This window comes from Geobacillus kaustophilus, assembly GCF_000948285.1.
Taxonomy (GTDB): domain Bacteria; phylum Bacillota; class Bacilli; order Bacillales; family Anoxybacillaceae; genus Geobacillus; species Geobacillus thermoleovorans_A.
Window position 1 is genome coordinate 668952 of sequence record NZ_JYBP01000003.1, and the last position, 12198, is coordinate 681149.

The window sequence follows — 12198 nt, forward strand, 5'->3', positions numbered from 1 at the left end:
GTGGGATTAAAGTCCGATTATGTCCGGGAGGTGAAGGCGTTTCAGCCTTCTCCCCCATACGCCGCCAATGCGGTAAAAGCGTTTCTTGTCGGTGGGGCGTTTTGTGCGTTGGCGCAATGGCTTGCTGATTGGTATGGCGGCACGTTTGCCGCTTCGCCGGTCGAGGCCCATCTGTGGGCGTCTATGGTGATGGCCGGATTGGCGATTGTGCTGACGGCCGTCGGGAAATATGACGATTTCAGCCAATTTGCCGGTGCGGGGGCGACGATGCTCATTACAGGGCTGGCCAATGCGATCGCCAGCGCCGCCATCGAGCATCGAAGCGAAGGATGGACGGCCGGGGTGGCCGGGCAGATGTTCAAAGCTGGCGGGGCATCGGTCATTTATGGCTTGATTGCCGCTTATGTGCTTGGCCTTGTTTGGCCGTGGTGAAAAGAGGGATTGGCCATGAAACGTGTCGGAAAGCAGACATGGGTGTTCGATGACGGCGTTTACATTCAAGCGGCCGCTGCCGCGGTCGGACCGCTTGAAGCAGACGGCCCGCTCGGGAGCTATTTTGACATTTGCCATCGCGACTTATATTGCGGCGAAGAGACGTGGGAGCTGGCCGAGCGGCGGCTGATGCGGGAGGCGGTGGACTGCTGCTTGCAAAAGGCGGGCGTCTCTGCCGAAGAAGTCGATCTGTTTTTGGCCGGTGATTTGTTAAACCAAAATGCGACATCGAACTATGTCGCCCGCGAGCTGCCCATTCCGTTTTTATGCTTGTTCGGCGCCTGTTCGACCTCGATGCAGACGTTGGCGGCAGCTGCTGCGTTTGTCGCTGGTGGATTGGCTGATCGGGCGCTTGCGGCGACAAGCAGTCATAACGCGACGGCCGAACGGCAGTTTCGCTACCCGACTGAACTTGGGGTGCAAAAGCCGAAAACGGCGACGTTCACCGTCACGGGCGCCGGCGCCGCGCTCGTTGGCCGCGCGCCGGGACGTTGGCGCGTCCGGGCGGCGACGATCGGCAAAGTCGTTGACGCCGGGCTGAAAAACCCACTCGACATGGGGGCGGCGATGGCTCCGGCTGCGGCCGATACGATCGAGCAACATTTCCGTGACTTAGGCGCCTCGCCGGGCGATTACGATTTGATCGTCACCGGCGACTTGTCGCGCGTCGGCAGCGTCATCGTCCGCGAGTTGCTTGCTGAATCAGGCTACGATGTGACCGACGTTTACAACGATTGCGGGCTGATGATTTACCGGCCAGATCAAAAGGTGTTCGCTGGCGGCAGCGGCTGCGCCTGCTCGGCGGTTGTCACGTACGGGTATTTGCTTCAAGAGCTCGCCCGCGGAACGTTTCGACGTCTGTTTGTCGTCGCTACCGGGGCGCTCTTGAGTCAAACGATGGTGCAACAAAAACAGTCGATCCCAGCGATCGCTCACGGCGTCGTCATCGAAGCGGCTGGACAGGAGCCGGATTTGCCGCCGTAGGACGTCTTTTATTTGGGAACGATCAGGAGGGAATGTCATATGGAATACGTCCGTGCCTTTCTCGCCGGCGGGCTGCTGTGCGCCATCGTTCAGCTCATCATCGACCGCGGCAAATGGACGCCGGCTGGCATCGCCGGTTCGCTTGTCGTCCTTGGCGTACTCCTTGGCTTTGGCGGTGTCTATGATCCATTCGTCGCTTGGGCTGGCGCCGGGGCGACGATGCCGCTGAGCGGATTTGGGTATTGGTTGGCGAAAGGGGCCATGGCAGAACCGCGGCCGGAGGGATTTGTCGAAACCGGAGCAGCGGTGTTCCGATTTGCCGGCGCCTTGTTCGCTTTTATCGTGGCTGGCTCGTTTGCCGCGGCGCTCACTTGCAAACCGAAAGGGTAGAGATGATGGAAAAACGACGAGTCATTTTAGTAACGGATGGGGACGAGTTCGCCTGCCGGGCGATTGAGCGGGTCGCCGCCGAGATCGGCGGCCGTTGCATTTCCCGCTCGCAAGGCAATCCGACGAAACTGAGCGGTGAACAGTTGGTCGAACTCATTTTGCAAACGCCGTACGATCCAGTGTTTGTCATGTTTGACGATTGCGGCGCCCTCGGGGAGGGGGCCGGAGAGCAGGCGCTTCGCTATGTGGCGACGCATGAGCAAATCGAAGTGCTCGGGGCGCTGGCGGTTGCCTCCAATACGCGCCAGCATGAATGGACAAAAGTGCATGTGAGCATCGACCGTGACGGCGTGATGATCGAATATGGGGTCGATAAAGAAGGCGTCCGGGATCTCGAGATCGGGCGGATCAATGGCGATACCGTCTACTGCCTTGACCGGCTGAACATTCCGCTCATCGTCGGCATCGGCGACATCGGCAAAATGGGATACCGCGACCATGCGAAATATGGAGCGCCGATTACGCGCAAGGCGGTCGAGTTGATTCTCGAAAGGAGTGGTGGCCATGCCGGAAAAAGAAAAGAAACCGAAAGCGCCGATCGCGAAGCGGCTCGTTGACAACGAGAAGTTTTTGCAACAGCGGATCGGCGTCGGGACAAGCTTTGATTTAGGCGTGCGGAAAATCTATGTCCTAAACCGGGAAGTACATATTTACTACTGCAACGGTTTATGCGACACGCAATACATTATCGAATTGTTAAAACAAATCGTGCGCATCAACGATGATGAACGCCAGGCGTCCCAAGCGTGGCAGATCATCGAAAATCGACTCGTTCATCAGCAAGTCAGTCCGGTGACGAGCCTTGACGAAACGGTTGACAAGCTGCTGTCGGGCTTGATCATCGTCTTGATTGAAGGCGAATCGACCGGGTTTGCCGTCGATGTCCGCAGCTATCCAGGCAGGCAGCCGCAGGAGCCGGACACGGAAAAAGTCGTGCGCGGCGCCCGCGACGGGTATGTTGAAAACATTATTGTCAATACGGCGCTCACCCGCCGCCGCATCCGCGACGAGCGGCTGCGCTTTGAAATTTTGCAAGTCGGCGAGCGGTCAAAAACGGACGTATGCATCGCCTACATTAAAGACGTCGCTGACCCAGGGCTTGTTGAACTCGTCAAGAAAGAGCTGCAGCAAATCAACGTCGATGGGCTGACGATGGGCGACAAAACAGTCGAAGAGTTTTTAGTCAAGCAAGGATACAACCCGTACCCGCTCGTCCGCTATACGGAGCGGCCGGACGTCGCAGCGACGCACTTGCTTGAAGGGCACGTGCTCATTATGGTTGATACATCGCCAAGCGTCATCATCACGCCGACAACATTTTTCCACCACGTCCAGCATGCCGAGGAATACCGGCAGTCGCCAGGGGTCGGGACGTTTGTGCGCTGGGTGCGGTTTTTAGGCATTTTGACGTCGTTGTTTTTGCTGCCGCTGTGGGTGCTGTTCGTCCTTGAACCGTCGTTGCTGCCCGAATCATGGGCGTTTATTGGGCCGAACAAACAAACGAACATCCCGATCATTGTGCAAATTTTGCTCGCTGATTTTGGGATTGAGTTTTTGCGGATGGCAGCCATTCATACGCCGACGCCGCTGTCAACCGCGATGGGTTTGATTGCCGCCGTCTTGATCGGACAAATCGCCATCGATGTCGGGCTGTTTGTGCCGGAAGTGATTTTATACATTTCGGTGGCGGCGATCGGTTCATTTGCGACGCCAAGCTATGAGTTGAGCGTGGCGAATAAGATTTCTCGATTGGCATTGGTCATTCTTGTTGCCTTGTTTAAAGTGCCTGGGCTCGTCATCGGCACGACCGTTTATTTGCTTTGGCTGGCCAGCATCCGCTCGCTTAATACGCCGTACTTATGGCCGTTCATCCCGTTCGATCCAGCAGCATTTATGCAAATTGTCGTCCGCCGTTCGGTCGCCGGAGCGAGAGTGCGCCCGAGCATCGTTCACCCGCAAGACCGGCAAAAACAGCCGTCATGACGCGAACGATCCATTTGGAAGCGGCCGTTTCCATCGATTGGCGGCCGCTTTTTTCGTTTAAGCGCTATTGCAACTTTTGTATAATTATGATAAGTTATATATAATTGCTTGCACTGATGGCGCTTGTCTCAGCGCTTCGCACGTTTGCATGGCCCAGCGCGGGGTGTGCGGCCTTCCGTTTCAAGGCAGAGACGATGGCGCTCTGCGGTTTTCCATTTTGTAAAGGCAGTTGCCGATTTTGCAAACTGTCTTTTTTGCTTTTGCCATGCGATTTCGATAGAGGAATGAGGGGTTTGTGATGTTTCTTCACGGGACAAGCCGCGTGAATGAACAAGGGCATTTGGAAATCGGCGGCGTCGATGTGGTCGAGTTGGCCAAAACGTATGGAACGCCGCTTTATATTTATGACGTTGCGCTGATCCGCGCGCGGGCGCGCGCGTTTAAAGAAGCATTCCAGCGCCGCGGCGTGCGGGCGCAAGTCGCGTATGCCAGCAAGGCGTTTTCCGCCGTCGCCATCGTGCAGCTGGCCGCTGAGGAGGGATTGTCGCTTGATGTTGTCTCAGGCGGTGAGCTGTATACGGCGATCGCGGCTGGTTTTCCGCCTGAGCGCATCCATTTTCATGGTAACAACAAAAGCCGGGGCGAATTGGCGATGGCGCTTGAACACGGCATCGGCTGCATCGTTGCTGACAACTTTTACGAACTCGAGCTGATTGAAGAGCTGGCGGAGCCATCCGGCCGGACGGTGCCGATTTTGCTCCGCGTCACGCCGGGGATCGAGGCGCATACGCACGATTACATTTTAACCGGACAGGAAGATTCAAAGTTCGGCTTTGACTTAAACAACGGTCAGGCAGACGAGGCGTTTCGGCGCGTCATGGCGTCGGCCGCGTTTCAGCTGCTCGGCGTCCATTGCCATATCGGATCGCAAATTTTTGAAACAGCTGGGTTTGTGCTGGCGGCGCAAAAAGTGTTTGCCAAGCTGGCCGCGTGGAACAAAGCGAATGGATTTGTTCCCGCGGTCGTCAATCTCGGCGGGGGCTTCGGCATCCGTTATACCGAGGAAGATGATCCGATTCCAGTGACAGCGTACGTCGACTGCATCGTGGAAGAGGTGAAAAGGCAGGCCGAAGCTTGCCGTTTGCCGTTGCCGGAAATTTGGATCGAGCCGGGCCGTTCGCTTGTGGGTGATGCCGGAACGACGATTTATACGATCGGCTCGCGCAAAGAGGTGCCCAATGTCCGCACGTATATCGCCGTTGACGGCGGCATGAGCGACAACATTCGGCCTGCCCTCTACGGGGCGAAATACGAAGCCGTGCTGGCGAATCGAGTGTTGGATGAGCGGACGGAAGTGGTGTCCATCGCTGGGAAATGCTGTGAGTCGGGGGATATGCTCATTTGGGACATTGCGTTGCCGGAGGCGAAGCCGGGCGATTATTTAGCGGTTTTTTGCACGGGCGCTTACGGCTATTCCATGGCGAACAATTATAACCGTCTGCCGCGCCCAGCCGTTGTGTTCGTTGAAAACGGCGACGCCCAGCTCGTTGTGAAGCGCGAGACGTATGAAGATTTGATTCAATATGATTTGCCGCTGAAAACGAAAGTGAAAAAATAAAGGCCGTTGGTTTGAAAGAAAACGGTTCTTTACCAAGGAAAAGGCGCCCGTTGCTCGTTGGGCGCCTTTTCTTATTGATTGCTTGATGAAAACGCTGATTTAATGGCGTTCCAAATTTCTTTCAAGATGTCAATGAGATTTTGGATGAACGTTTTCCCTTCCTCCGACTGCAAAAAGGCCGACAGCTGTTCTTTCGCCTTGCTCAGCTGATCGTTCACTTGATCCCAATTAATATGGGCGTTTTGCATTTTATGGAAAAGAGAAATCAGGTTGTTCATTTCATTCTCACTCAGCGTAATGCCAAGGTCGTTGGCGATTTTTTCAATAAGGGCGCGCAAATCAGCGTCCGTCTGCGGCGGGTTGTTGGCGATTTCTTGTTTGATTTTCGCCAGCAGGGCGACCGCTTTGTCCGCGCCGATCGAATCGGCGAGCTTCGCCGTCTGCACCATTTCCTCGTTCGCCACTTTTTTGACATCATCAGGGATGGCTTGGTCCGAGGAAATTTCATACGCCTTCATCAGCCCCGTCAGCGCTGCGGTGCCGGAAACCGGGAACGGAGCGGTGATGTAAATATCGGCATCTTTCACCCCTGCGGTGATCAAGGCGTTTGTATACATCTCTTTCGTCACCCACGTGATGTTGTGCGTTTCGACATGAAGCCCCGAGCCCGGCTCTTTTATCGTGATCATCGACGACGAGATGGCGCGCGTGCCGATTTGCGCTTTCGGAATGAGTCCGTCCAAATATTTATGCTCTTCAACGTTTGAGACCGTGATCGTTTGCGCCCCGTCCGGCGCCTTCATTTCGTCGAGCACTTTTTGCTTTTGTGCATTCGTTAAGTTTTCCCCGAGCGTCACAATGACATCGCCCGGCGCGGCATCAGCCGCTGCGATGCCCGGAGATGCCAGCAGCACCGCCCAAAGCAGTGATGAAGCGATCGTTCGTTTCACATAGCTCGCCTCCTGTTTACGAAAATGCATTATCATTATACCGTACGCTCGCCTGCTTGGCTATCGGAAAAGCGCGGCGCGGTCAGGCGGGCTCACGAATTTGAAAAGACATTTTTTGTTTTGTTTCATTTGGCAATCATGGTATGATAAAAGCAGTTTCGATGTCGAAAAGGAGCGGGATGCTTGTGGCGAAAAAAGGATATATTTTAATGGAAAATGGAGAAAAAATCGAATTTGAGCTGTTTCCGAATGAAGCGCCAATAACAGTCGCCAATTTTGAAAAACTGGCGAATGAAGGATTTTATAACGGGTTGACGTTTCATCGCGTCATCCCTGGATTTGTCAGCCAAGGAGGATGTCCGCGCGGCAACGGAACGGGCGATGCCGGCTACACGATCCCGTGCGAGACGGACAACAATCCGCACCGACATGTCACCGGGGCGATGTCGATGGCGCACCGCGGCCGCGACACCGGCAGCTGCCAGTTTTTCATCGTCCACGAGCCGCAGCCGCACTTGGACGGGGTGCATACTGTCTTTGGCCAAGTGATATCCGGCATGGACGTCGTCAAGGCGATGAAAAGCGGCGACGTGATGAAGGAAGTGAAAATATTTGACGAACCGTAAACAGCGCATGAGCGAGGATGATCGGACTGTTCGAAACAACTGGCGCTTGTTTTTCTTTTTGCTTGCGGCCAGCCTGTTGTGGGGAGCAGCATATTGGCTTTGGGTCGCCAATTGATGATGCCTTGCTGTGAAATGTGGTATAATGAGCATAATGAATATAGCGATGCATCCTTCGGGGCAGGGTGAAATTCCCGACCGGCGGTGATGGGGCTTTCCGCCCCTCAGCCCGCGAGCCGAAAGGCAGGATCCGGTGCGATTCCGGAGCCGACAGTATAGTCTGGATGGGAGAAGGATGCCAATATGCGCACGGCTGTTTTTGGCCGGTTCAGACTGCATGGGCAGCGTCTGTCGGCCGACTAGGCATGGCAGTGTCTTTTGCTTCCGACCGGCCTGTATAGCTCGCTTAACGAACATGTGTTTGTTTGCGCATCATTGGCCATTCTCTCAACAACAATAAGACCCCCGGGGGATTCCCGGGGGTTTGATCGTTAAGGGGGGAATGTGGTGCATAACGATGAACATTATATGCGGCTCGCCCTCGATGTGGCCAAAGCTGGAGTCGGGCAAACGTCCCCCAATCCTGCCGTTGGCGCGGTCGTTGTCAACGATGGGACGGTCGTTGGGCTTGGCGCCCATTTGAAAGCGGGTGAGCCGCACGCTGAAGTCTATGCGATCCGCATGGCTGGCGAGAAGGCGCGCGGTGCGACGGTGTACGTGACGCTTGAGCCGTGCAGCCATTATGGAAAAACGCCGCCATGCGCCGATTTGCTCATCCAAGCGGGCGTTCGTCGCGTCGTCGTTGCCACGACCGACCCGAATCCGCTTGTCGCGGGAAAAGGGATTGCCAAGCTGCGCCAAGCGGGCATTGACGTTGATGTCGGCGTATTAAAAGACGAAGCGGACGAATTGAATCGGATGTTTTTCCACTATATCGCTGCAAAAACGCCGTTTGTCACGTTGAAGTTTGCATGCAGCCTCGACGGCAAAATCGCGACGGCGACGGGGGAAAGCAAATGGATTACGTCCGAAGCGGCGCGCGAAGACGTGCACCGCCTCCGCGCCCGGCATGACGCCATTTTGGTCGGCGTCAACACCGTTTTGACCGACAACCCGAAGCTGACCGTCCGTCTTGGGGAAAAGCGGAAAAACCCGCTGCGCATCATTTTGGATACAACATTGCGTACACCGCTTGACGCCCATGTCGTCGCTGACAAGGAGGCAGAAACGTGGATCATCACCGGCGCCGTCAGTCGGGAACAAGCGGCGGCGTATGAGCGCCTTGGGGTGCGCGTATTTTCGATGCCGGCGGCCCAGATCGATGTACGCGATGTGCTCCGTCTGCTTGGGGAGCAGGGAGTCATGTCGCTGTTTGTCGAAGGCGGCTCGCGCGTTCATGACAGCTTCCTCCGCGCGGGAGCAGTCAATGAGGTCATCGCCTATATCGCTCCGAAGCTGATCGGCGGCCGCGGGGCGCCGACGCCGGTCGGCGGCCTTGGCTTCGCCCGGCTTGCTGAAGCGGTGGAGCTTGACATCCGCCGCATCGAGACGATCGGCCCGGACATCAAAATCGTCGCCGCGCCGAAACGGAAGGAGGAATCGTTGTGTTCACTGGCATTATTGAAGAGATCGGCACGATCGAACAAATGAAGCAAACCGGCGACGCCATCGTGATGACGATTGGCGCCAAGCGGGTGCTCGAAGATGTGCGGCTTGGCGACAGCATCGCCGTCAACGGCGTCTGCTTGACCGTCACATCGTTCACCGAACGGCAGTTTACGGTCGATGTCATGCCGGAGACGGTGAAAGCGACGGCGCTAAAGACATTAAAGCCGGGGGCGAAGGTGAATTTGGAGCGGGCAATGGCGGCTGGAGGACGGTTTGGCGGCCATTTCGTCACCGGGCATGTGGACGGCGTCGGGCGCATCATCCGGCAGTGGCCGAAAGCGAACGCCGTCTACTATGAAATCGAAGTGCCGGCCTCGCTGCGCGCCTATATGATTGAGAAAGGATCGGTCGCAGTCGATGGGACGAGCTTGACGATTTTCGGTCTGAGCGAGCGCACGTTCATCGTTTCACTCATTCCGCATACGCGTGAGGCGACGATTTTAGGCGAAAAGCGGCCGGGCGATCTCGTCAATATCGAGTGCGACATGATCGGCAAGTACGTCGCCGCTTTCCTCACCGCGAAAGCGACGCCGACCTCCAAATTGACGGTCGAATTTTTGGAGCAGCACGGCTATAAATAGTGGAAAAGGGGGCAAGCTTGATGTTTGACACGATTGAAGCAGCGCTTTCGGCGCTGAAAAACGGAGAAGTGATCATCGTTTGCGATGACGAAGACCGCGAAAATGAAGGCGATTTTGTCGCGCTGGCCGAAAAAGCGACGCCGGATGTCATTAACTTTATGATCACTCATGGCCGCGGGCTTGTCTGCGTGCCGATTACGGAGGAGTTGTCGGAGCGGCTCGAGCTTGAGCCGATGGTCACTCATAACACCGACGCGCACGGCACAGCGTTTACTGTCAGCATTGACTACAAAACGACGACGACAGGAATCAGCGCCTATGAACGGGCGGCCACGATTCAGGCGCTGCTTGATCCGAATGTGAAAGCAAGCGACTTTAGACGGCCTGGACACATTTTTCCATTGATTGCGAAAAAGGGCGGCGTTCTTCGGCGCGCCGGCCATACAGAAGCGGCGGTCGATTTGGCCCGTTTGTGCGGCGCGAAGCCGGCCGGCGTCATTTGCGAAATCATTAAAGAGGACGGGACGATGGCTCGCGTTCCTGATTTACGGCAAATCGCCGACCAGTTCGGATTGAAAATGATCACGATCAAAGATTTGATCGCCTACCGGAGCCAGCGGGAAAAGCTCGTGAAACGGGAGGTGGACGTTTGGCTGCCGACCGAATTCGGCGAATTTCGCGCCATCGGCTACACAAACGTGCTCGACGGAAAAGAGCATGTGGCGCTTGTCAAAGGAGAAATCATCCCGGATGAGCCGATCTTGGTGCGCGTCCATTCCGAATGCTTAACCGGCGATGTGTTTGGCTCGTACCGGTGCGACTGCGGTCCGCAGCTGCATGCGGCGCTCAGGCAAATCGAGTCGGAAGGGAGAGGGGTGTTGCTTTACATGCGCCAAGAAGGGCGCGGCATCGGCCTTATGAACAAGCTGCGCGCTTACAAGCTGCAGGAGCAAGGTTATGACACAGTCGAGGCGAACGAAAAGCTCGGCTTTCCGGCCGATTTGCGCGATTATGGCATCGGGGCGCAAATTTTGAAAGATCTCGGTGTAACGAAAATGCGCCTGCTCACGAACAACCCGCGCAAAATCGCCGGTTTAAAAGGGCATGGACTCGAAGTGGTCGAACGGGTGCCCATTCAGATGCCAGCGAAAAAGGAAAATGAAAAATATTTGCGCACAAAACACGAAAAATTAGGGCATATGCTTCATTTTTAAAGACGAAAGGAGCAGCGAACATGCGCATCATTGAAGGAAATTTAGTCGGCACTGGACTGAAAATCGGCATTGTCGTCTCGCGTTTTAACGAGTTCATCACGGGCAAGCTTTTATCTGGGGCGATCGACGGCTTAACGCGCCATGGCGTGAGCGACAGCGACATCACTGTCGCCTGGGTGCCGGGTGCGTTTGAAATCCCGCTTGTGGCGAAAAAAATGGCGGAATCGAAGCAGTTTGACGCTGTCATTACGCTTGGCGCCGTCATCCGTGGGGCAACGAGCCATTTTGACTACGTCTGCAGCGAGGCGGCCAAAGGCGTCTCCCACGCGGCGCTTGCAAGCGGTGTTCCGGTCATTTTCGGCGTGTTGACGACGGACACCATTGAACAGGCGATCGAGCGGGCCGGCACGAAAGCGGGCAATAAAGGATGGGAAGCGGCGGTGTCGGCGATCGAAATGGCGAACGTCTTGCGGACATTTGCGTAAAAAGGCATGAAATGGTTCACAATATCGGTGAGAATGTTTATAATACGTATAGAGAAAATGACAAAAACTTTTCCATTTCGGAAAAGCGTTTGTCGATAATGAGGGATTTTTATGTTAATCCGTTACCGAAAAAACTATGAGAAAATCGCCATGGGGCTGTTGTCGTTTATGCCGACGGAAAAAGACCTGAAACGGCTGCAGCAGACGATGAAACAGTATGAAACAAACAACGATTGGCAGCTGTTTTTATGGAAAGAAGGGGATGACATCGTCGGCATTATCGGCGTCCTGCTGCGCGCTCCTGATGTTGTGGAAATCCAGCACATCAGCGTCAATCCATCACACCGCCATCAAGGGATCGGAAAACAGATGGTCAAGGCATTGAAAGAGGTGTACCCGGATCGCCGATTGTGCGCCAACGAGTGGACTGCCTCGTTTTTCGATAAATGCCATGCGTGCAACGAATAACGAAACTAGCGCGGCGCCGTGCTCAGGCGGGCGGCGGAGGGGGAGGGAAGCCAACTCCTTCCGCTTTGGCCCGTTTTTTTTGTTCGCGTGCGGCGATGACGTCCGAGCGGTCGCGGCGCCGGTGTTTATCCACAAGATCAAGATTTGCTAGGTCGCTTGCTTGCCCCCAAACGAGCTGCCGGCGGACGCAGGCGGCTTGGCATTGCTCATAAAGGGAACGGTCGCGAATCGGCAGTTCGACGCTTTCGTACGGTTCGCCGCGAGTGATCCGCCGTGCCGTCTCGTCGAGCAAGCGGGCGAGCGCCTCGTCATCGAGGCCGAGCCGCCGGATCATCTCTTGCGCTTCGTCAAGCAGCGCCCGCGCCCGTCGAATGAGGCGCAGCGCTCCCGAGATGTTGCCGCGCCGGTAATGGTAAAAAGCGACTGCCATTTGAATGAGCACAAGCCAACCGTTGTTTCGACCGTCTTGTTTCCAATGCTCCTCCAAAATTTCGTGGCATTCAAAATAATCGCGGTCGCTATGGAAATGGACCAAATATTCGATATACGCTTTTGGATACATCGGCCATCGTTCCTTTCAAAAGTGGGCCGCACTATGTGAAGGCGGACCGCTCTTCTTCAATTATACGACTTCGGCGGCTTGCGTCGCAAAAAAGAGGCTGTTTTCCGTCCGCTTCGTTAT

At 55.6% G+C, this 12198-nt stretch carries 15 protein-coding genes and 1 riboswitch; of the genes, 13 read left to right on the top strand and 2 right to left on the bottom strand.

Going from position 1 to position 12198, the window contains the following annotated elements:
* The 6 genes from LG52_RS03865 to lysA all read left to right on the top strand — a co-directional run bounded on the left by LG52_RS03865 (position 1) and on the right by lysA (position 5527).
* On the top strand, positions 1 to 432 hold the full coding sequence (locus tag LG52_RS03865; RefSeq protein ID WP_044730941.1) for a SpoVA/SpoVAEb family sporulation membrane protein: 432 nt from the start codon (positions 1 to 3) through the stop codon (positions 430 to 432).
* A 15-nt stretch (positions 433 to 447) separates the two neighbouring features.
* The gene (gene spoVAD, locus LG52_RS03870; protein ID WP_044730942.1) at positions 448 to 1476 is read left to right on the top strand and encodes a stage V sporulation protein AD; all 1029 of its coding nucleotides are present in this window, start codon (positions 448 to 450) and stop codon (positions 1474 to 1476) included.
* A 39-nt stretch (positions 1477 to 1515) separates the two neighbouring features.
* Complete coding sequence (locus LG52_RS03875; RefSeq protein ID WP_044730943.1) at positions 1516 to 1866, top strand: SpoVA/SpoVAEb family sporulation membrane protein; 351 nt, start codon at positions 1516 to 1518, stop codon at positions 1864 to 1866.
* Between the two features lie 5 nt (positions 1867 to 1871).
* Entirely contained in the window at positions 1872 to 2483 is a 612-nt protein-coding gene (locus LG52_RS03880) for a stage V sporulation protein AE (RefSeq protein WP_044733080.1), read from the top strand.
* Positions 2431 to 3909 (top strand): spore germination protein, encoded by a 1479-nt coding sequence (locus LG52_RS03885; protein ID WP_044730944.1) that lies wholly within the window; start codon positions 2431 to 2433, stop codon positions 3907 to 3909. The genes LG52_RS03880 and LG52_RS03885 overlap by 53 nt, the downstream gene beginning before the upstream one ends.
* A 298-nt stretch (positions 3910 to 4207) precedes the next feature.
* The gene (lysA, locus tag LG52_RS03890; protein ID WP_044730945.1) at positions 4208 to 5527 is read left to right on the top strand and encodes a diaminopimelate decarboxylase; all 1320 of its coding nucleotides are present in this window, start codon (positions 4208 to 4210) and stop codon (positions 5525 to 5527) included.
* A 71-nt stretch (positions 5528 to 5598) separates the two neighbouring features.
* Here lysA and LG52_RS03895 read toward each other — a convergent pair whose 3' ends face one another.
* A complete protein-coding gene (locus LG52_RS03895; RefSeq protein WP_044730946.1) occupies positions 5599 to 6477 on the bottom strand; it encodes a DUF1002 domain-containing protein in 879 nt (292 codons plus the stop codon).
* A 185-nt stretch (positions 6478 to 6662) separates the two neighbouring features.
* On the opposite strand from LG52_RS03895, the gene LG52_RS03900 reads away from it, so the two are divergent.
* The 7 genes from LG52_RS03900 (at position 6663) to LG52_RS03925 (ending at position 11516) form a co-directional block, all read left to right on the top strand.
* Positions 6663 to 7103 carry a peptidylprolyl isomerase gene (locus tag LG52_RS03900; protein WP_044733081.1) on the top strand — a complete coding sequence of 147 codons (441 nt, stop codon included), beginning with the start codon at positions 6663 to 6665 and terminating at the stop codon, positions 7101 to 7103.
* Positions 7090 to 7218 carry a hypothetical protein gene (locus LG52_RS20745; protein ID WP_269430064.1) on the top strand — a complete coding sequence of 43 codons (129 nt, stop codon included), beginning with the start codon at positions 7090 to 7092 and terminating at the stop codon, positions 7216 to 7218. Before LG52_RS03900 ends, LG52_RS20745 begins: the two co-directional genes overlap by 14 nt.
* A gap of 49 nt (positions 7219 to 7267) precedes the next feature.
* Positions 7268 to 7400: riboswitch (FMN riboswitch) on the top strand.
* A gap of 207 nt (positions 7401 to 7607) precedes the next feature.
* Entirely contained in the window at positions 7608 to 8750 is a 1143-nt protein-coding gene (gene ribD, locus LG52_RS03905; RefSeq protein ID WP_044730947.1) for a bifunctional diaminohydroxyphosphoribosylaminopyrimidine deaminase/5-amino-6-(5-phosphoribosylamino)uracil reductase RibD, read from the top strand.
* Positions 8705 to 9349: a riboflavin synthase gene (gene ribE / locus LG52_RS03910; RefSeq protein ID WP_011231778.1), complete on the top strand. Its 645-nt coding sequence runs from the start codon at positions 8705 to 8707 to the stop codon at positions 9347 to 9349. Before ribD ends, ribE (LG52_RS03910) begins: the two co-directional genes overlap by 46 nt.
* A gap of 20 nt (positions 9350 to 9369) precedes the next feature.
* Positions 9370 to 10563 carry a bifunctional 3,4-dihydroxy-2-butanone-4-phosphate synthase/GTP cyclohydrolase II gene (locus LG52_RS03915; protein ID WP_044730948.1) on the top strand — a complete coding sequence of 398 codons (1194 nt, stop codon included), beginning with the start codon at positions 9370 to 9372 and terminating at the stop codon, positions 10561 to 10563.
* 20 nt (positions 10564 to 10583) lie between these two features.
* Entirely contained in the window at positions 10584 to 11048 is a 465-nt protein-coding gene (gene ribE, locus LG52_RS03920; RefSeq protein WP_033005258.1) for a 6,7-dimethyl-8-ribityllumazine synthase, read from the top strand.
* Positions 11049 to 11159: 111 nt separating this feature from the next.
* Positions 11160 to 11516, top strand: coding sequence for a GNAT family N-acetyltransferase (locus tag LG52_RS03925; protein ID WP_044730949.1), 357 nt, complete (start codon positions 11160 to 11162; stop codon positions 11514 to 11516).
* A 22-nt stretch (positions 11517 to 11538) separates the two neighbouring features.
* Here the strand turns inward: LG52_RS03925 and LG52_RS03930 are convergent, their stop codons facing one another.
* Complete coding sequence (locus LG52_RS03930) at positions 11539 to 12078, bottom strand: DUF309 domain-containing protein (protein WP_044730950.1); 540 nt, start codon at positions 12076 to 12078, stop codon at positions 11539 to 11541.
* Positions 12079 to 12198: the final 120 nt, after the last annotated feature.